The 18,447-nt window shown below is 63.5% G+C and carries 17 protein-coding genes; 5 read left to right on the top strand and 12 right to left on the bottom strand.

What is annotated here, in order from left to right; all coding sequences use genetic code 11:
* Positions 1 to 276: 276 nt before the first annotated feature.
* Entirely contained in the window at positions 277 to 1,665 is a 1,389-nt protein-coding gene (locus L6637_RS15505) for an aminotransferase-like domain-containing protein (protein WP_237871196.1), read from the top strand.
* A 2-nt stretch (positions 1,666 to 1,667) separates the two neighbouring features.
* Here L6637_RS15505 and L6637_RS15510 read toward each other — a convergent pair whose 3' ends face one another.
* The 4 genes from L6637_RS15510 to L6637_RS15525 form a co-directional block, all read right to left on the bottom strand.
* Positions 1,668 to 2,627, bottom strand: coding sequence for an ABC transporter permease (locus tag L6637_RS15510; protein ID WP_237871198.1), 960 nt, complete (start codon positions 2,625 to 2,627; stop codon positions 1,668 to 1,670).
* On the bottom strand, positions 2,624 to 3,736 hold the full coding sequence (locus tag L6637_RS15515; RefSeq protein WP_237871200.1) for an ABC transporter permease: 1,113 nt from the start codon (positions 3,734 to 3,736) through the stop codon (positions 2,624 to 2,626). The genes L6637_RS15510 and L6637_RS15515 overlap by 4 nt, the downstream gene beginning before the upstream one ends.
* Entirely contained in the window at positions 3,729 to 5,276 is a 1,548-nt protein-coding gene (locus tag L6637_RS15520) for a sugar ABC transporter ATP-binding protein (protein WP_237871202.1), read from the bottom strand. The genes L6637_RS15515 and L6637_RS15520 overlap by 8 nt, the downstream gene beginning before the upstream one ends.
* 64 nt (positions 5,277 to 5,340) lie before the next feature.
* Positions 5,341 to 6,471: a sugar ABC transporter substrate-binding protein gene (locus tag L6637_RS15525; RefSeq protein ID WP_237866935.1), complete on the bottom strand. Its 1,131-nt coding sequence runs from the start codon at positions 6,469 to 6,471 to the stop codon at positions 5,341 to 5,343.
* Positions 6,472 to 6,926: 455 nt separating this feature from the next.
* Here L6637_RS15525 and L6637_RS15530 point away from each other — a divergent pair, with 455 nt between their 5' ends.
* Positions 6,927 to 8,237: an ABC transporter substrate-binding protein gene (locus tag L6637_RS15530; protein WP_237866936.1), complete on the top strand. Its 1,311-nt coding sequence runs from the start codon at positions 6,927 to 6,929 to the stop codon at positions 8,235 to 8,237.
* A 223-nt stretch (positions 8,238 to 8,460) separates the two neighbouring features.
* Here the strand turns inward: L6637_RS15530 and L6637_RS15535 are convergent, their stop codons facing one another.
* The 5 genes from L6637_RS15535 to L6637_RS15555 form a co-directional block, all read right to left on the bottom strand.
* On the bottom strand, positions 8,461 to 8,667 hold the full coding sequence (locus tag L6637_RS15535) for a hypothetical protein (protein ID WP_237866937.1): 207 nt from the start codon (positions 8,665 to 8,667) through the stop codon (positions 8,461 to 8,463).
* Positions 8,668 to 8,922: 255 nt separating this feature from the next.
* A complete protein-coding gene (locus tag L6637_RS15540; RefSeq protein WP_237871204.1) occupies positions 8,923 to 10,092 on the bottom strand; it encodes a Gfo/Idh/MocA family protein in 1,170 nt (389 codons plus the stop codon).
* A gap of 43 nt (positions 10,093 to 10,135) precedes the next feature.
* Positions 10,136 to 10,450 (bottom strand): septal ring lytic transglycosylase RlpA family protein, encoded by a 315-nt coding sequence (locus tag L6637_RS15545; protein WP_237866939.1) that lies wholly within the window; start codon positions 10,448 to 10,450, stop codon positions 10,136 to 10,138.
* 103 nt (positions 10,451 to 10,553) lie between these two features.
* On the bottom strand, positions 10,554 to 11,399 hold the full coding sequence (locus tag L6637_RS15550; protein WP_237871206.1) for a CmcJ/NvfI family oxidoreductase: 846 nt from the start codon (positions 11,397 to 11,399) through the stop codon (positions 10,554 to 10,556).
* Between the two features lie 363 nt (positions 11,400 to 11,762).
* Positions 11,763 to 12,176 (bottom strand): hypothetical protein, encoded by a 414-nt coding sequence (locus tag L6637_RS15555; RefSeq protein ID WP_237866943.1) that lies wholly within the window; start codon positions 12,174 to 12,176, stop codon positions 11,763 to 11,765.
* 368 nt (positions 12,177 to 12,544) lie between these two features.
* Between L6637_RS15555 and glgC the strand changes: the two genes are divergently transcribed.
* Both glgC and glgA read left to right on the top strand, forming a co-directional pair.
* On the top strand, positions 12,545 to 13,807 hold the full coding sequence (gene glgC, locus L6637_RS15560) for a glucose-1-phosphate adenylyltransferase (protein ID WP_237866944.1): 1,263 nt from the start codon (positions 12,545 to 12,547) through the stop codon (positions 13,805 to 13,807).
* Positions 13,804 to 15,255, top strand: a complete 1,452-nt coding sequence (gene glgA / locus L6637_RS15565) for a glycogen synthase GlgA (protein WP_237871208.1) — start codon at positions 13,804 to 13,806, stop codon at positions 15,253 to 15,255. The genes glgC and glgA overlap by 4 nt, the downstream gene beginning before the upstream one ends.
* A gap of 166 nt (positions 15,256 to 15,421) precedes the next feature.
* Here the strand turns inward: glgA and L6637_RS15570 are convergent, their stop codons facing one another.
* Positions 15,422 to 16,216: a DODA-type extradiol aromatic ring-opening family dioxygenase gene (locus L6637_RS15570; RefSeq protein WP_237871210.1), complete on the bottom strand. Its 795-nt coding sequence runs from the start codon at positions 16,214 to 16,216 to the stop codon at positions 15,422 to 15,424.
* A 160-nt stretch (positions 16,217 to 16,376) separates the two neighbouring features.
* Between L6637_RS15570 and L6637_RS15575 the strand changes: the two genes are divergently transcribed.
* Positions 16,377 to 16,556, top strand: a complete 180-nt coding sequence (locus L6637_RS15575; RefSeq protein WP_237871212.1) for a hypothetical protein — start codon at positions 16,377 to 16,379, stop codon at positions 16,554 to 16,556.
* Between the two features lie 7 nt (positions 16,557 to 16,563).
* Here the strand turns inward: L6637_RS15575 and L6637_RS15580 are convergent, their stop codons facing one another.
* Both L6637_RS15580 and L6637_RS15585 read right to left on the bottom strand, forming a co-directional pair.
* A complete protein-coding gene (locus tag L6637_RS15580) occupies positions 16,564 to 18,033 on the bottom strand; it encodes a carboxylesterase/lipase family protein (RefSeq protein WP_237871214.1) in 1,470 nt (489 codons plus the stop codon).
* Between the two features lie 84 nt (positions 18,034 to 18,117).
* Complete coding sequence (locus L6637_RS15585) at positions 18,118 to 18,327, bottom strand: hypothetical protein (RefSeq protein ID WP_237866065.1); 210 nt, start codon at positions 18,325 to 18,327, stop codon at positions 18,118 to 18,120.
* Positions 18,328 to 18,447: the final 120 nt, after the last annotated feature.

An 18,447-nucleotide genomic window follows, 5' to 3' on the forward strand; every position in this document is an offset into this window, starting at 1 on the left:
TGTGCCAAGCAGCGTTCTGCACTACAAATCATCACACCATTCAATTTGCATTCATTTATACATTCAATGTTGAATGGAGACCTGACTGGATTTGGATGTGCTCGCGCCGTGCTCGAAAAATATTGCCTGAAAAATACTAAGCAGCGCGCCTGATCGATGTGCAACGCGCTCAACCGGAGCCCTCTTCCAAAGCAGCAGAAATCACCGATACAATTGCGTCTGTGCTTGCAACAATATACAGTCAATTCTACTGACGTAATTGACCGGAACCGAACTATGGCCGACTGGGGACCCGATCTCTCGAGCAGCGACAAGCCGCGTTATCTCGCCATCGCAGACGCAATTGCCGACGACATCGCAGCCGGACGGCTTGTGATCGGCGACCGCCTGCCGCCACAGCGGAAGCTGGCCAAGCGCCTCGACGTCGATTTCACGACCGTCGCGCGCGGCTATGTCGAGGCGCAGAAGCGCGGACTGATTGAATCCAAGGTCGGACAGGGAACCTTCGTGCGCGACAAGCCGCGGCCGCGGCGTTCGGCAACGAGCTTTCCGCCTCGCCCCATCGACCTCTCGATGAACCTGCCGCCCGAGCCCGACGACCCTGAATTGATCGAGCGCATGCAGGCCGGCGCCGAACATGTGCTGCGCGACATCGCATCGCTGCTGCGCTACCAGGGCTTTGGCGGCACGCAGGCCGACAAGGATGCCGCCTCGAGCTGGCTCGGCCGCCGCGCGCTGGTGCCGGCACAGAATCGCATTTTCGTCTCGCCGGGGGCCCATCCGGCGCTGCTCGGCATCCTCTCGATCCTTGCGAGAGCTGGCGACGTGGTGCTGTGCGAGGCCATCACCTATCCCGGGATCAGGTCGATCGCCGCGCAGCTTGGCATCAATCTCGTCGGCCTGCCGATGGATCAGGATGGCATCGAGCCGCAGGCGCTGACCGATGCCTGCAAGAAGCTGAAGCCCAAGGCGATCTACCTCAATCCGACGCTGCAGAATCCGACGACGCTGACGATCCCGGATTCGCGACGGCGCGAGATCGTCGCGATCGCGCGACGCTTCAAGCTGCCGATCATCGAGGACGACGCCTACGGCTTCATTCCCGAACATGGCCACGGCCACGCGCCCTTCGCGGCGATCGCGCCGGATCTGACCTGGCACGTCGCGGGACTGGCAAAGTGCATCGGAGCAGGCTTGCGCACCGCCTATGTCGTCGTGCCCGATACGCGCTCGGCCTGGCCGTTCGCCTCGGCGCTGCGGTCAGCGACCGTGATGGCATCTCCCCTCACCGTGGCGATCGCGACGCGCTGGATCGAAGACGGCACCGCGGACACGATGTTGCGGTTCATCCGCGCCGAGACGTCGGCACGGCAAAAGCTCGCCGCCGAAATCCTTCCCAAAGGGTCCTATCGCGGCGATCCCCTCAGCTTCAACCTGTGGGTCGAGCTGCCCACACCTTGGAGACGTTCGGCTTTCGTGGAGCACATGCGGCAGACCGGCATCGGCGTCGTCGCAAGCGACGCCTTTGTGGTAACTGACCCGCCCCCCGAAGCCGTCAGAGTATGCATCTGCGGTCCTTCAACGCGGGCGCAAATTAGATCCGCGCTCGAATACGCCGCTCACGCGCTGGTCGAAACGCCAGCCCTGGCGTCGCCGTTTCTCTAACGTCAGCTCGTGACGCGTTCGCCGCGGCCGTAGACCAGCAACATGAAGATGATGACGAGGCCGTAGATCACCTGGCGGCCAGCCTCGGGCATATCCATGATCGACAGCACGCTGTTGAGCAGCACGATCAGCACGACGCCGATCAGCGTGCCGAGATAGCGGCCGCGGCCGCCGAGAATGTTGGTGCCGCCGATCACCACCGCTGCGATCGACGGCAGCAGATAGGCATCTCCCATGCCCTGATAGGCCTTGGTGGAGTAGCCGGCGAGCAGGACGCCGGCGAGCGCGGCCGCAAGGCCGCAGAGGACGAAGCAGATCACGGTGATGCGGCGGGTATCGACGCCGGCCAGATACGCGGCGGCCTCCTTGTTTCCGATGGCATAGACGTAGCGGCCGAGCGTCGTGCGCTGGAGAACGATCGCGATGAGCACCGACACGGCGATCCAGACGAACAAGGCATTGGGAATACCGAGCGTGCGGTCGCCGGCGAGCATCCGCATCAGGTCGGTGGCGCCGGTCTGCGGCGCATAGCCACCGGTATGAGCGACCATCAGGCCGCGCATCACCGCGTTGACGCCAAGCGTGAAGATCATCGAGGGGACGCGCAGGTAAGCAATCCCGATGCCGTTGATGAGACCGACAACCAGCCCGACCCCGAGCCCGACCGGAATGGCGAGCGGCCCGCCGATCGATGTCGCCATCATCGCCGCGGCGGCGAGCGTCCACGGCACCGACAGGTCGATCTGCGCGATCAGGATCACCATCATCATCCCGGCAGCAACGATGCCAAGGAAAGCGCCGATCTGGAGCTGCTGCAACAGATAGGTCGGTGACAGCAGCGGCGCGCTGCCGAACCGGGCAACGGTGTAGACCGTGCCGGCGACGAGGATGACGAGGATGAACAACGCCGCGATCAGGATCGGACGGTCGTCGCGAGAGAGCCCGAGGGACGCAGTCGTCATCGAAACAGCTCCAGCGTATTCTTGACGCGCAGGACTCCGAGCGCACTGATGCTGACCGCCCCCAGCAGGATCAGCCCCTCGAACAGCGGCTGCAGCAGCGGCGCGATGTCGAAGATGCGGAAGAAGAACGAGATGACGCGCAGCACCATGGCGCCGAAGATCGAGCCGATCGCGCTGCCGGTGCCCCCCAACAGCGAGGTACCGCCGATGACGACGGAGGCGATGGAGTTGAGCGTGTAGGCTCCGGCCTGCGGGATGTCGGCATTGCCGGAGGAGGTCTGGATGGCGAGGAACAGGCCGCCACAGCCGGCAAAGAAGCCGGCGAGCGTGAAGGCCGCGATCTTGGCGCGCTCGATCGGAAGGCCGGACATGTAGGCGGCGCCTTCAGCGGAGCCAACCGCATAGACGGCACGGCCAATCACGGAACGGCGGAACGGCACCCAGACCAGGAGCGCGATCAGAATGAGCAGCACGAACGGCACCGGGATCCAGGCGACCGGCGCAAACCAGCTTGCGGCGCCGTCGTCGAAGATGTGGACCGTCGCGGCGAAATCCCCGAGCGAGTTGGTCAGCGCCCAGTTGAGATCCTCATCGATCTTGCCGCCCGGGGTCGGCCGCAGGAACAGCGCGATGCCGATATAGACCGCGCCGGTCGCGAGCGTCGCGATGATCGGCTGGATGCGTCCATAGACGACGACGCAGCCGTTGATGAAGCCGGCCAGCGCGCCGGTCGCAAGGCACAGCACGATGCCGAGCAGGATGCCGCTCACCCCGCCGGGAAAGGTGCCGAGGCCGAACTGCAGGCCGAAGATGTCGAGATGCAGCGGCGTGCCGTCCGCCGCCCCCGTGAGCAGATAGCTTGCGAAACACCCCACCATGGTCATGACGGCGCCCACGGAAAGATCCAGCCCCGACGCCAGCACCGGCACTGTCTGGGCCATCGCCAGCATGGCGAGCGCAAAGATCTCGTCGCCGTTCTGCACCAGCACCGCCGACGAGAAGCCCTTGGGATGGGCAAGGTTGTAGAGCAGATAAAGGATGGCGAACAACAGGACGGCGGTGACGATGCCGACGTTCTGGCGGACCCTGATGGCGATATCGTCAAGCATGGGCGGCTCCGGCAGCATCAGGCGTCGCGGCGTCGATGTTCAGCGCGCTCGCGATGATGTTGGTCTCGGTGAGCTCGTCACCTTCGAGCTCGCGCACGATGCGCCCGTCATACATGATCGCCACCCGGTCGCAGCAGCCGATAAGTTCGTCGTAGTCGGTCGAGTAGAACAGGATGGCCGCGCCCTGGTCGGCGAGCTCGCGCATCAGGCGGTACAGTTCCTGCTTGGTCCCGACATCGATGCCGCGCGTGGGATCGTTGAGCAGGATGAGCTTGGGATCGGTCATCAGCCATTTGGCGAGAACGACCTTCTGCTGGTTGCCGCCTGACAGCGTGGAGACCGCGTCGCCAGGCGCGCCGATCTTGATCTGGAGCCGCGCGATGGCGCGCTTGATCACCTCATTCTCGCGCGCGCGGTCGACCAGAGGGCCGGTCGAGATTGCGTCGAGCGAGGCGATCACCAGATTGTCCGCGATCGACATCGGCAGCATCAGGCCTTCGGTCTTGCGATCCTCCGGCACCAGCGCAATGCCGACCGACTTCGCCGCCGCAGGCGACGCCGGGCGCACCTCGTGGCCCTCGACGGTCACCCGCCCGGTGACGCCGCGCAGCACGCCGAACAGCGCCAGCAGCAGGGATTTCTGGCCCTGGCCGTCGAGCCCGCCGAGGCCGACGATCTCGCCGGCGCCCACCCGGAGAGAGATGCGATCGAGGTGCCTGTCCCAGCTCAAATTCTCGATATCAAGCACCGGCTTCACCGCTCCACGCGCGGGCTTGGGCGGATATTGGGTCGCGATGTCGCGCCCGATCATGAGCTGAACGATATCGGCGGTCGAGCGCTTGCCCTTGTCGAAGGTCTCGATATGGCGGCCGTTGCGAAACACCGAGGCACGGTCGGCCAGCGCCTCGACCTCATGCATCCGGTGCGAGATGTAGAGAATGGCAACGCCCTCGGCCTTGAGCCGCGCCAGCATGGCGTACACCTTTTCGACGTCGGCACTGGTGAGGGCCGAGGTGGCTTCATCCAGGATCAAGAGCTGCGGCTTCTTGCCGAGTGCCTTGGCGATCTCCACCACCTGGCGACGCGACAGCGGCAGGTCGCGCACGCGCATCAGGGGATTGACGTCCTCGCAGCCGATCTCGGCCAGCAGCTGTTCGGCACGACGGCGCTGCGCTCGCGCGTCGATCAGGCCGAAGCGGCGCGGCGGCGAGGCGATCGAGATGTTGTCCGCGACCGAGAGGTCGGGCATCAGCGACAGCTCCTGGAAGATACAGACGACGCCGGCGGCATTGGCGGCGGAGGGCGTTGCAAAGCTGACGTCCTGTCCGGCAAGACGCATGCTGCCGGAATCGGGCTGCACCACACCCGAGATGATCTTGATCAGCGTCGACTTGCCGGCGCCGTTCTCGCCCAGTACCGCGTGGATCTTGCCGCGCTCGCAGGCGAAGTCGACGCCTTCGAGCGCACGCACGCCGGCGTAGCGCTTGGAAATTCCAGAGAGCGTGAGGAAGGCTGGTTGGGTCAGGACGGCATCGGACATGTCGGGGCTCACGCAGCGGCGGGCCGGCAAAGGCCGGGCCGCAACCGTAACGTCTCCAGTAGGCTCACTGGGTGTTCTTTTCGCTCTGCGACATGATCTCCGGAGCCGTGAAGTTGACGCCACAGGGCGTGAACTGGTTCGGCGCGAAGAAGTTGGCGTTGAGGTCCGGCCAGTAATTGGTGCCGGGCTTCAGGTCCTTGTAGGTCGCGACCGGGATCGGGATGGAGATCAGCTGCGGCATGACGTTGCCTTGCAACGCGGAGATCGCCGCCTTGGTGGCGATCGCGACGAGCGCCGGAGACTGGCCGTAGGACATGCCCTTGAGACCGTCCTTGGCGTGATCGGCAATCTGCTTGCGGTACTCGTTCTCGCCCTCGCCCGACATCGGGACGAAGGGGTGCTTGGCGGCCATCAACGCCTGCACGGTGCCGTCCGAGCCGCCTTGCGTGAACACGCCATCGAAATGGCCGTGCACGGCCAGCGCGTCCGCCGTCACCTTCTGCGAAGTGCCGGTGTCCCAATTGCCGACCACTTCGGTGATCTTGAAGCTGTTGCCGGGCGCTTCCATGACCTCGCGGAAGCCGAGATGGCGATCACGGTCGACCGAGTTGCCCGGCAGGCCGCGGACCTCGAGGATGTCGCCGCCCTTCTTGCCGCTCTCATCCATCAGCCACTTTGCCGACATGCGGCCCATTTCCTTCTGGTCCTCGTTGACCATCATCACCTTGTCGGTGTCGAGGACGTTGTCGAAGGGCACCACGACTACGTTGTTCTTGTCGGCGAGGCGGATGATGCGGTCGAAGCCGTCAGGGGCGACGGCGATGGTGACGATGGCGTCAAAGCCCTGATTGATGAAGTCCTCCATCGCGCCGAGTTGCGCTGCAACATCGGTGCCGGTCGAGACGACCTTGAACTCCTTGATGTTCTCCTTGATGCCCGGCTGCGCGGCGAAGGCCTTTGCGGTCTTCACCATCTGGATGCGCCAGGTGTTGCCGACGAAGCCGTTGACGAGGGCGATCTTGTAGGGACCGGGCTTCTTATCCCACTGGAAGAACTTGGTTTGAGCAGACCAGGGCTTGAAGCATGCGGGATCGGCGCCCGGACCGGACACCACCTTGGGCCCTGCGAGGGCGCTGGCCGAAGACAGCAACAGGCCAACGCAAGCGAGCCCCGTAAAACGAAGCGTCCACACCATATCTCTTCTCCTGAGCTTTTGTTTCCACCCTTAACGCGGCGCAATGGCCAAGCCGGGAATTGGGCTTCCCGTGCAATTTACCGCGCTAGGATGCCACGCAACCTCCGATGCGCACAAGCCGAATGCCGGTCATGGGCCCTGCCCTGCTGCGAACGCGTGGAGCAATGCCATCACATCTGCGGGAGATGATGCCGCGTTGCGACGAAGCTGAAAATACCCGCATGACAAGCGGATGTTCAGCGCCACCCCGATGCAGCGCCGGCGAATGATTGCGAACCAAAGACGGCACTGCGCAAAAAGAATGAGACTCAGGGAAAAATGCAGACGCGATCACGGTCGGCTGCATGCATCCGAATTGCCTAGTGCGGCGCATGTTGACTTTCGGAATCGCCCTCCAAATACTTGCCGGAAAACATAAGGCAAGTCGCAAACGACTGACCGGAGGGAGGGATAGGATGCCGACTTCACGCAGGCAGCTGCTGAAGGGTACGGCGGCTGCCGCCGCCACACTCAGCCTCGATTGGACCCGGGCCCAGGCGCAAGCCGAGAATTTGCGCATCGGCCTGATCTACGATCTCACCGGACCATTCGCCGCGGGCGGCTCGGTCGCCTCCTCGGTCGGCGCGCAGATCGCCATCGATCTCGTCAACGAGAAGGGCGGCATTGGCGGCAAGACCAAGATCGTGCCTGTCCCCGCCGACTCCCAGAGCAAGGCCGACGTTGCCATCAACGAGGCCGAGCGCCTGATCAGCCAGGAGAAGATCGACATCATCAACGGCGTCTATTCCAGCGCGCATGCCGTGCCGATGGCCGCGAAGGTCGAGCAGCAGAAGAAGATCCTCTGGATCACGACCGCGGTGTCGACCGCCGTGTTCAAGGACAAGAACCTGCAATATGTGTTTCGCGCGCAGATCCACTCCGACCAGTACGGTCAGGCCTTCGCCGGCTTCATGAGCGAGCACGCCAAGGCAAAGCTTGGAATGGATCCAAAGGACGTCAAGATCGCGCTGATCCACGAGGATGGGCCCTATGGCGTCGGGGTCGCGGCCGCGGACGAGGCCTATGCCAAGGAAGCCGGTCTCCAGATCGTGCTGAAGGAGGGTTATTCGGCATCGGCTCCCGATCTTTCGGTGCTCGTCACCAAAATCAAGCGCGCCAAGGCCGACGTGATCTCGCATGCCGGTTACAACCCCGACATCACCCTGCTTCTGCGGCAGGCGCGCGAGAGCGGGCTGCGCTTCAAGATGCTGTTTGGCAACGGCGCCGGTTACAGCCAGCTCGACAAGCTGCGGGCGACCTTCGGCACCGACATCGACAATTTCTGCAATATCGATCCAGTGCCTGCGCAGTTGCTCGATCCGTCGAAGCTCGCGCCGGGCTTGGGCGACCTGATCAAGACCATGGTCACGCGCTACCAGGCCAAGACCGGCGCGACAGACGTGCCGCCGCACTGCTCGATGGGCTTTAACCAGACCTGGGTGCTGCTCAACAACGTGCTGCCGGTGGCGAAAGAGAAATATGGCAGCTTCGAGCCGGAAGCGATCCGCAAGGCCGCGCTCGACGTCGACATCCCACCCGGCGGCACCATCCAGGGCTATGGCGTGAAGTTCTTCCCGCCGGGCACGCCGCTGTCCGGCCAGAACGAACGCTCGACGCCGGTGGTGATGCAGAATGCCGGTGAGCACATTTCCGTGGTGTGGCCGACCAACATCAGGACGCAGGATCCGGTGTTTCCATTGCCGAAGGGATCGACCTACGGGGCGTGAAACTGACGCATCACAGGGGTAAGTGAGCCGCGCCGACAACGCGCCGACAACCGCGTGCAAGCAGGAACACTTGCACCCACCGGTCATCCTGTTCGCGCTAGAGTTGGAATTTCGCCCCTCGAACAACTCGCGCTGGTTGTGAGACGAAGTCTTTTTGAAACAAAAGCCTTCTAGAGTGTGATCTGGGTTACTAGTGGCGCTCGATTTCGTACGTACAAACCGGTCAGCCGACGGCATTTTCAGCCTGGGTTGGCATCGCAGGGCAAACCGGCTCGCATTTTCGAAGCCGTCCAGCGGGATCACATATTTCAGAGCTTGAATTCCAACGATGGGGGTGACAGTGCCCGCCATATTCGAATTGCTCTACAAGGAATTTTGCCGTGCCCGCCTTGCCGAGATGCGCAGGCAGCTTCTGCTCGTCGGCAAACATCCAAAGCTCTTTCGTCCGGATGACGCTCCATCCGATCCGGATGGGATGGACGGGAAGCACGATGCCGAGTTGAAGCGCTCGAGGGAATAATCACCTCGCGACAACAGTCTTTCAGGAAGGCGGTCGATTTCAGGAGGCGACATTGAACACCCCCGAATTCTATGCTGCGTCGATCGCCTGCCTCTCGTGCCTGACCATCGTCGTGATGATGGCCGTCGGTGCCTGGTAGGCGAAGGCCGAGACATTGCCGGCGCGCTACAGCACCACCCGCCGCCCCTCCTCCGCCGCCCAATAGCCGGCGTAGTTCACCTTAATCGTCTCGTAGGCCAGCGCAAGGTCCGACAACGGCTGCCGTCCTGTTGCTGCGCATTCCATGAAATCCTGGATCTCCTGGAGATAACCGCGCGTCCATTCCTCCTCGAGGCAGACATATTGCCAGCCGGTTTTGCGGTCGACCTTCTCGGTGATGTAGACGGAGGCGAGCTTCTCCTCGGACGTCTGATAGCTCATCAGATGATTGTTCGGGGTGATGTTGGCAAACAGCGAGCCGCCTGACGTGTAGGTCTCGATCAAATTGCGCACACCGCCCATGATCATGTCGCCGGAGAACACGGTGGCCTTGGTGCCGTCGGAGAAGGTCGCGGTCAGCGTGCCCCAATCCTCGACGTCGACGGGGTTGGCCTTGATGTAGCTGCGCTCCTCCGGCTTGAGGATTTCAGTGACATTGCCGACATCGCCGGTGACGCTGGCGACCTTGATGATCTCGCCGCGCGCTTTCGCTTCGACCTGCTTGAGATGAAGCACGGCGGAGAGCGGATGGCAGCCCATCCGGATCAGCGAGCCGCCGCCGGTCATCGCCCATTGCGCGGCACGCGCGGCGTGCGAACCGGAATGGCTCTCCTCGCCCTTCATGAACAGGACCTTGTCCTTTGTCGCCTTGAGGATCTCCGCGGTTTTGGTCACCGCGGGCGCGTAGATCCAGTCCTCGGCATACATGAAGAGTTTTCCGGTGCGCTCGATCGCGGCACGGGTTGCGTCCATCTCCTCGATCACGCGCTCATACATCAGCGCCTTCGGCACGTGCTTGCCGATCGGCCGCTCGTCGCCCTCGCGGCCGAAATAGCCGGCAAAGGGCTTTTCGCAGATGACGTGCTTGCCGGCCTGCATGCTGGCGACGATCATCTCGGCATGGAGATTGGGCGGCGTGCAGATATCGATCACGTCAAGGTCGCGGTCCGCGATCATCTCCGCAAGGCTGCGATAGACACGCGGGATGTTATGGCGCGCGGCGAAGGCGACGACATGGTCGCCGCGCGCGGCGACCGCCATCACCTCGACGTCGACGCCATAGACGCGCCGGAACGCATACATGTGCAGCTCCGACACGAAGCCGCAGCCGACGAGTCCGACCCTGATCCTGGCCATGGCGCCCCCTTGTTTTGGCGGGCACTATAGCGCGACGGCGGAGCTATTCCACCGAGACCCGCACCACGCCTGCGCTCATCATGCCGAGCGCACGGGCGGCGGGCACCGAGAGATCGACGATGCGGCCGCGAATGAAGGGGCCGCGATCATTGACGCGGCACTGAATGGTGCGTCCGCTGTAGGACACTTTCAGCACGCTGCCGAACGGGCGCGTCCGGTGCGCGCAGGTCAGCTCGCCGCTCCTCGCGGCTTTTCCATATCCATAATATGAGGCAAGTCCGCTTTCGGCGTGGGCGACGGAAAATGCAGAAAGCGAGAATGTGGTCAGACAAAACAATAGCGTCGGCTGCGCTCGCACGGCACCGCTCCCGGTTGGCCCTCCCCCGCGCTGCAACGTCGTCAAGTTCCAGATGGTTCCAGGAACTCCGCCGGGCCATGCCCGGCGGGTCCATCACACATTGTTACTGTTTGTGGAACACCAGCGTGCGCACCTCGATGCTCTCGCGCGGGGCCGCATCGGCAGGCGTGGTCGGGTCGACGAAAGCGGTGTGCGGCCCGAAGCGGGTGCGGCCGTCAGTTGCGGAATCATAGCATTTCAACAGCAGCGCCTCGTCGCTCGTCATCTCCGGAAAATAGAACCAGCGATGATCGGGATTGTATTTCACCGAATAGATCTCACCGCGGCGATCGGGATAGATCAGGTCCGAGGCGACGAGATCTTCCGGCGCGACCGTCGTGCCGTCGGCCATGGCGAGCGGTGAATCACGCAACGGACCGCGGATCGGGCGCCAGAGGTTGATCACCTGTACACGGCCTCTAAGCAATTCCTCCGCCTCGTCAGGCAGATGCTCGCGCACGCGATTGGCGCCGGAGATGATGGTCTGATCAACGTGGACGCGGGTCGCCGGTTGGCGCGGCCCGCCGTCGCGAGTATCAGGCGCGCCCTCGACGCGCTTGCGGACGGTGTGATCGAAGATGACAACGCGGTCGGCCTTCAAGGTCGCGCGCAGGAAGGCTTCGACGGCCGGATAGTAGACGCTGCGGATTTCCTCGTCGTTGTAGAAGTCCCGCACCCGATGCGGATGGCGCACCAGCGCAAATCCTTCGCGGTCGAGTGAGAAATTCTGCGCGATCAGTCGCGCGTCGAAAATCGGGACATGATGCGGCTCCGGTAGCGAGGTGCTTTTTGGCTCGCCCGGCGGCGGATCGAAAGCATAGGTGCGCGGCTTGCCTGAAACAGGCGCAAGGTAGTTGAGCTCAGCGGTGACGAAGGAAAGCGATTCGATTTTTGTTTCTTGCAGGCCCATGGCCGGTCTCCCGATGTGGTCGTCCGGTTGATTTTTGACGACGCGGCGTGCGAGACAAGGGAGGCGGCGCAAATAGCAATGTGGGTGTCGTTGTCCGCATGAAATGCAGAAGGAAAGTGTCGGGGAAGCCGATCGAGTTGGAATAGCTCCGTGCACTTCACGGACGCTTGAGAGGCTTGTGAAGCCTCGTGCCCCGGACGCGCGCATCACCATAAGCGCGTTTACGCGCGTCTTCACATCACCAAGGGCGCGCTTATGCGTGTCTTCGACGTTGCGCTGCTGAGCCGGGGCCTATCTGCGAGAGCGATGCGCGCAGCTGCAATCACGCGGACGAGCGATCGACGACCTCGTCCGCCTGCGCGGTCACCAATAGCGGCGGTAGTAGTGACGGTAGTACGGCCGGTAATAGCCGTAGCGATAGCCGTAATACGGACGATAGGGGCGATAATAACGAGGATAGGCCGGTCCGTAGCCGTAACCATAATAGGACGGCGCATAGCCGTAGCCCGGATAGCCGTAACCGTAATACGGCCCGCCGCCGTAATAGCCGTAGGGCGCGCCGGCGATGGCGCTGCCGATGATGGCGCCGGCCGCAAAGCCGCCGAGGCCCCAGCCCCAGCCGCCGCCACGCCAATGCACCTGCGTGACGTCATCACCGGCCGCGGCCTTCATGGTCGCCACATTGGTCGGCATCGGTGCCGCCGATACCTGCCCGATCTGGCCGGTCATGACGCCGACCGTCAACGAGCAGGCCATTGCCATTTTCCAGAGACTCATCGTCTTACTCCCTGTCCGACGTTTCGTTGAAAAGAGCATCGCAGGCCAGGATCTTTCATCCTTGCGCCAAGTCAAAGTGCTAAGTCAAAGTGCCAAGTCAAAGTGCCAAGTCAAAGCCTCGAACCTTGCGTGCAGCGCACAAGACGGCTGGGCATGCCTGATTTATGACCGCCGAGCGACGGCACCCGAGGCGCTCCCGCCGCGGCCAAAGCGTTAAGCTTCCCGTGCGTTCGCAACCAACAAGCACCTTCCCGATTACCTATTCGTACCGTTACTATCGGTTCCAATGATGCGCGGCCGGAAGGCACTTCGCGAAGGCCTTGGCTTACGCCAGAATTTGGCTTGCGCCAGACGAGTGGGAGGAAGACATGAGTGCTGCCGGAAATGAGCCGCTTGCCCGCCAGGCTTTGGCATTTGTCCTGGCCGGCGGCCGCGGCAGCCGGCTGCTGGAATTGACCGACCGGCGCGCCAAGCCCGCGGTCTATTTCGGCGGCAAATCCCGCATCATCGATTTCGCGCTGTCGAACGCGGTGAATTCCGGCATTCGCCGTATCGCGGTTGCCACGCAGTACAAGGCCCACAGCCTGATCCGGCATCTCCAGATGGGCTGGAACTTCTTCCGCCCCGAGCGTAACGAAAGCTTCGACATCCTGCCTGCGAGCCAGCGCGTCTCCGAGAGCATGTGGTATGTCGGCACGGCGGATGCGATCTACCAGAACATCGACATCATCGAGTCGCACAACGCCCGGTTCATCGTGGTGCTGGCCGGCGACCACATCTACAAGATGGACTACGAGGTGATGCTGCGCCAGCACGTCGACAGCGGCGCCGACGTCACCGTCGGCTGCCTCGAAATGCCGCGCGCGGAATCCTCGGGCTTCGGCATCATGCATGTCGACGAGAACGGCTGGATCCAGCAATTCCTCGAGAAGCCCAAGGATCCGCCGCCGATGCCGGGCAAGCCTGACGTCTCGCTCGCCAGCATGGGCATCTACGTGTTCGATACGAAATTCCTGTTCGACCAGCTCAAGCGCGACGCCGAGGACCCGAACTCCAGTCACGATTTCGGCAAGGACATCATCCCCTATATCGTCAAGAACGGCCGCGCGATCGCGCATCGGTTCTCGACCTCCTGCGTGCGCTCGGGCAGCGACCCGCGTGCCTACTGGCGCGACGCCGGCACGGTGGATGCCTATTGGGCGGCCAATATCGACCTCACCGACGTGGTGCCGGAGCTCGATCTGTTCGACCGCGCCTGGCCGATCTGGTCCTATGCGGAGATCACGCCGCCCGCCAAGTTCGTCCATGACGAGGAGAGCCGGCGCGGCCAGGCGGTGAGCTCGCTGGTCTCGGGCGGCTGCATCATCTCCGGCGCCTCGCTGCGCCGCTCGCTGCTGTTCACCGGCGTGCGCATCAACTCCTATGCCAATGTCGAGAACGCCGTGATCATGCCTTACGTCAATGTCGGGCGCGGCGCGCGGCTGAAAAACGTCGTGATTGATCGTGGCGTCGAGATCCCCGAAGGCCTCGTCGTCGGCGAGGATCCGGAGCTCGACGCCAAACGCTTCCGCACCACCGAACAGGGCATCTCGCTGATCACTCAGCCGATGATCGACAGGCTCAATACATGACGCCTGTTCGCGTCCTCGCGGTCGCTTCTGAAGTCTATCCCATCGTCAAGACCGGCGGCCTCGCTGATGTCGCCGGCGCGCTGCCGCTTGCGCTGAAGGCGCATGGCGTCGAGATGCGCACCTTGATGCCGGGCTATCCTGACGTGATGCGGCGGCTTTCGGGCGCGGACGAAATCCAACGTTGGTCGGATTATTTCGGCGGACCGGGGCGCCTGCTCGCCGGTTCACATGATGGGCTCGATCTGTTCGTGCTCGACGTGCCGCATCTCTATGCGCGGCCGGGCAATCCCTACGTCACCGCCGAGGGTGTCGACTGGCCGGACAACGGTGTGCGCTTCGCAGCATTGGCGCGGGTCGCGGCCGATATCGGCCGCGGTCTCGTCGCAAGTTTCGTGCCCGACGTGGTCCACGCCCATGACTGGCAGGCCGGGCTCGCGCCGGCCTATCTGCACTACGACGGCGGGCCGCGGCCCGGCACGGTGATGACGATTCACAACATGGCCTATCAGGGCAAGTTCGACCGCGCGCTGGCCGGCGCGATCGGCCTGCCCCACGACGCATCGTTCGACGTCCACGGCCTTGAATATTTCGGCGGCATCAGCTTCCTGAAAGCCGGGCTGCAACTGGCCGATCGCATCACCACGGTGTCGCCCACCTATGCTCATGAAATCCAGAGCGACGAAGGCGGCATGGGACTTGGCGGCCTGCTGCGCGAGCGCGCCAGCGTGCTGAGCGGCATCCTCAACGGCATCGACATCGCCGTGTGGAATCCGCAAACCGATACGCATATCGCCTATCGCTTCGGTGCGCAGGACCTCACGTTCCGAGCCGCGAACAAGGCGGTGCTGCAGCAGCAGTTCAATCTCGATTCCTCCGACGAGGCGCCGCTGCTCGGCGTCATCAGCCGGCTGTCCTGGCAGAAGGGGCTCGACCTGCTGCTCGAGGCGATCCCGACGATCCTGGATCAGGGCATGCAGCTTGCATTGCTCGGCAGCGGCGACCGCGATCTTCAGGAGCGCTATCAGGCCGCCGCGCGCGCCAATCCCGGCCGGATCGGCGTGATGATCGGCTATGACGAGATTCTCGCTCATCTGATCCAGGCCGGCTCCGACGCGCTGCTCGTGCCCTCGCGGTTCGAGCCGTGCGGCCTGACCCAGCTCTGCGCGCTGCGCTATGGCGCGGTCCCGATCGTTTCCCGTGTCGGCGGTCTCGAGGACACCATCATCGACATCGGCGAAACAGGACGTGACGCCACCGGCTTCAAGTTTGGTCCGGTGACGGCTGGCGCCCTCACCGGCACGCTGCGGAAAGCCAACGCCGCCTTCCACGACAAGGCAACCTGGCGGCGGCTGCAATTGAGCGGCCTTGCCACCGACGTGTCCTGGCGCAACCGCGCGGGTGAGTATGCAGCGCTGTATCGCGGCCTGATGGCGTCACGCCGCGCATGAGGCTCTCTCTTCGCCTCTCCCCGCGTGCGGGGAGAGGCCGGAATTCGCGCGTAGCGCGGATTCCGGGTGAGGGGGAATCTCCGCGAGTCCGACTCTCACCTTCCTCGCGGAGACTCGCCCTCACCCCAACCCTCTCCCCGCAAGCGGGAGGAGGGAGCAGAGGTCATCACCCAAACACGTACGACGCCATCGCAACGCTAGCGACCTCGTCGACGAAAACGCGCTTGCCGACATCGCTGCCGGCAGCACCTGCCGCCACCATCAGCGGCAGAAGATGGTCCTCGCGCGGATGCGCCAGACGCGCGCTCGGCGCCTTCTCCCAATCGACCAGCATCGCGTTGCGGCGCGCCGCGTCCGGATTGCTGATCGCCTCGTTCAGATAGGCTTCGAAATCGTAGGAGACGGGTTTCGATTCCGCGCGCCCGAAACCGCGCATGTTGTGATAGGTGAGCCCGCTGCCGACGATCAGGATGCCCTCGTCACGTAGCGAGGCGATCGCTTCTCCGACCTTGATGTGCTCGGCTGCGTCATAGCTCGACTTGAGCGACAGCAGCACGATCGGCATGTCGGCATTCGGATACATCAGTCCGAGCGGCACGAAGGTGCCGTGATCAAAGCCCTGATTGGGATCTTCCCGGCAATCGAGGCCGGCGCGCGCAAGCAGCGCCTTCACGTCTGCTGCGAGCTTGGGCTGGCCAGGCGCCGGATATGTGATGTGATAGGTATGCTCGGGGAAACCGTAGTAATCGTACACCATCGGCGGGTGCGCCGAGGTCGACACGGTGAAGGCGTCGGCCTCCCAATGGCCGGTGATAACAAGCACCGCCTTCGGTCTTTCAGGAAGCAGCTGCGGCAGCCGGCCGAACTCCGCGGCCGTCTTGGCATATTGCACCCGCCGGTCCTCCATGAAGGGCCAGGGGCCGCCGCCATGCGACAGAAACAGGGTCGGAAATCGCGTCATGTTGTCAGGCTCGCCTCGAAGACTTCTTGCGCGGATGAGACCTCCGCGCGCTTCGCGGCGAGCATAGGCAAACCGGCATGGTTAGCAAGTCGTTAACGATTTGCCGCTCACAATCCTGATGTGGCCGAAGGAATCGGCCAGAAGACAAGCGAGACGTAAGATGAAGAAGTTTGCGCTGGGGGACGTCGTCAACAGTGACAAGGGCCGTTGCGGCGTGGTCCGTGCCGCCTACCGGTCCAAGGAAGGCCAGCAGTTCTATGCCGTCGAGAAGGACGGCACGATGGACCATCTCGAAGAAGACCGCCTGACGCCGGCGCCGCGCGTCGAGCTCGCGGCCTAAGTCCAACTCACTTCTTGCTCTCGCGCGCGAGCCGGTCCAAACGCTCCGACCAGGGGTCGTCGCCGCTCGCGATGCGATCGTTTGCGATCAGCAGCAGCTGGTCGCTGTCCGCGGCCGCATCCCAATGCGGTAGCTCGGGCCCGTTGGGGTCGCCGTTTTTCGCAAAATTGATCCAATAGGACCGCATCCGATTTGCGACCTCGCGATCCCGTCGCGAGAAGATGCCCGCGCCGGGCACGCCCTCGACGCCGAAGACGAACTGCAACTCGCGCCCGTGGCCCTCGTCGGGGTTGCCGCGCCGGGCTTCCGGCACGTAAGTGAAGCGATAGCGGAAGGTCGGCGCTCCGGTTGCGGCATGAAGCCGGGCGAGCATTCGCACCGGCTCGGAGAACACCTTGTCGGTGTAGAGGCTGGCGGCAATTTCAGAGGGCGTCCTGGCGTCAGGATAGAGCTTGCGCAACTCATCGAGGCTCTCGGTGGACGATGACAGCGCTTCCTTGACTTCCAGTTCGCTGTCGAAGCGGGTCTCGTCGTCGTTCGAACCGATGATGAGGGGAATGCGGCTCTCGTGTCCTGACGCAAACCCCGCGCCGATGTCTTCGGTCGTGAGGTTTCCGTCCATCGCCGGCGCAAATCTGCGCGGCGATTTTTCCAGCAATTTTCTTTCAGCAGCAAGCAGCCGCGCCGGTTTGACGGCACGCAGATCCGTCGCCTGTCCGAGCGCGGCGACGAACTGCCGCCCCGCAGCCTCGGCCTCCTGCGACGAAGCCAGACGCGCACGGCCGGGTATCGATTGCAGGATTGCTTTCTGGAAGAGATCGCGTGATTGGGCGCACAGCATCAGCAGCGCGATCGATGTCGCGCCGGCGCCGTTGCCGAACAGTGTGATGTTGTTCGCATCGCCGCCGAAGGCCGCGATGTTGTCGTGCACCCAATGGAGCGCCGTGATCTGATCCATCAGGCCGAAATTGCCGGAGCTGTTCTCCGACAATGCGGGATGCATGAACCAGCCGAGCGCGCCAAGCCGATAGTTCACCGTGACGACGATGAGGCCGGCCTGCGCGAATCTTGCACCGTCGAACAGCGGATCATTGGCGGTGCCGCTGACAAAGCCGCCGCCATGGATGAACACCATCACCGGCAGCGGCCCGTCGACGCCGAAGGGCCTGAACACGTTGAGCGTGAGGCAATCCTCGCGCGCGGCCGGCAGCGACGGCTGCGGACAGGGCGAGCCATAATTGTAGGCCGTGCTCATCTCCGAGCTCTCGGGCAAGTCCTGCGGCGGACGCCAGCGCAGGCTGTCGACCGGCGGCGCCGCGTAGGCCAGCCCCTTGAAGGAGGCCACTTCGCCTTCGACCGCGCCGAGCATCTGACCTTCGCGCGTCAATGCAAATGGATACTGGCCGACCGGCTGGGCGACGGCGCGGCCGGCGCAGAGCAATGCAAGGGCTGCAATAAGCGCAAGCAGGGATCGCATCTTCAGGGGATCTCGATGCGCGGAAATGGTCCCTGGCAGGTTACGTCCGCAACGCGCGAAGAGGCAAGCGCCGAGGCGCGTCAGCTAACCGCCCTTGGCGATGATGTCCGCCAGCGCGCGTCGCGCGATGATGCCGAGCTCGCCGAGCGTGGAGTGGCCGGATTGCGCCGCCTCGATCAGGCGCTCGGCGATGAACCGGCGACTGTCGTGATCGCCGCCATGCGGCAATTGCCGGCACGTCTCCTCCAGGACGACGTCCATGTTGGCTTTGGTTCGCTCACTCAGCTCTGTCATGGCGCCCTGGATACGCGTGGCTAGTAGCCGCAAGCATACACAGACGGATCATCCATGATTAGCCCGGGCAATCACGGCCATTGTGCATCGCGATGCGTGCATCGAAGCAACGTTCGCGCC

The sequence above is a fragment of the Bradyrhizobium zhengyangense genome, assembly GCF_022012435.1.
Classification (GTDB): Bacteria; Pseudomonadota; Alphaproteobacteria; order Rhizobiales; family Xanthobacteraceae; genus Bradyrhizobium; species Bradyrhizobium zhengyangense.

Excerpts from the sequence above, each read along its gene's own strand:
- L6637_RS15505 (WP_237871196.1), top strand. The coding sequence starts at position 277 with ATGGCCGACTGGGGACCCGATCTCTCGAGCAGCGACAAGCCGCGTTAT.
- L6637_RS15510 (WP_237871198.1), bottom strand. The coding sequence starts at position 2,627 with ATGACGACTGCGTCCCTCGGGCTCTCTCGCGACGACCGTCCGATCCTG.
- L6637_RS15515 (WP_237871200.1), bottom strand. The coding sequence starts at position 3,736 with ATGCTTGACGATATCGCCATCAGGGTCCGCCAGAACGTCGGCATCGTC.
- L6637_RS15520 (WP_237871202.1), bottom strand. The coding sequence starts at position 5,276 with ATGTCCGATGCCGTCCTGACCCAACCAGCCTTCCTCACGCTCTCTGGA.
- L6637_RS15525 (WP_237866935.1), bottom strand. The coding sequence starts at position 6,471 with ATGGTGTGGACGCTTCGTTTTACGGGGCTCGCTTGCGTTGGCCTGTTG.
- L6637_RS15530 (WP_237866936.1), top strand. The coding sequence starts at position 6,927 with ATGCCGACTTCACGCAGGCAGCTGCTGAAGGGTACGGCGGCTGCCGCC.
- L6637_RS15535 (WP_237866937.1), bottom strand. The coding sequence starts at position 8,667 with ATGTTTGCCGACGAGCAGAAGCTGCCTGCGCATCTCGGCAAGGCGGGC.
- L6637_RS15540 (WP_237871204.1), bottom strand. The coding sequence starts at position 10,092 with ATGGCCAGGATCAGGGTCGGACTCGTCGGCTGCGGCTTCGTGTCGGAG.
- L6637_RS15550 (WP_237871206.1), bottom strand. The coding sequence starts at position 11,399 with ATGGGCCTGCAAGAAACAAAAATCGAATCGCTTTCCTTCGTCACCGCT.
- L6637_RS15555 (WP_237866943.1), bottom strand. The coding sequence starts at position 12,176 with ATGAGTCTCTGGAAAATGGCAATGGCCTGCTCGTTGACGGTCGGCGTC.
- glgC (WP_237866944.1), top strand. The coding sequence starts at position 12,545 with ATGAGTGCTGCCGGAAATGAGCCGCTTGCCCGCCAGGCTTTGGCATTT.
- glgA (WP_237871208.1), top strand. The coding sequence starts at position 13,804 with ATGACGCCTGTTCGCGTCCTCGCGGTCGCTTCTGAAGTCTATCCCATC.
- L6637_RS15570 (WP_237871210.1), bottom strand. The coding sequence starts at position 16,216 with ATGACGCGATTTCCGACCCTGTTTCTGTCGCATGGCGGCGGCCCCTGG.
- L6637_RS15575 (WP_237871212.1), top strand. The coding sequence starts at position 16,377 with ATGAAGAAGTTTGCGCTGGGGGACGTCGTCAACAGTGACAAGGGCCGT.
- L6637_RS15580 (WP_237871214.1), bottom strand. The coding sequence starts at position 18,033 with ATGCGATCCCTGCTTGCGCTTATTGCAGCCCTTGCATTGCTCTGCGCC.
- L6637_RS15585 (WP_237866065.1), bottom strand. The coding sequence starts at position 18,327 with ATGACAGAGCTGAGTGAGCGAACCAAAGCCAACATGGACGTCGTCCTG.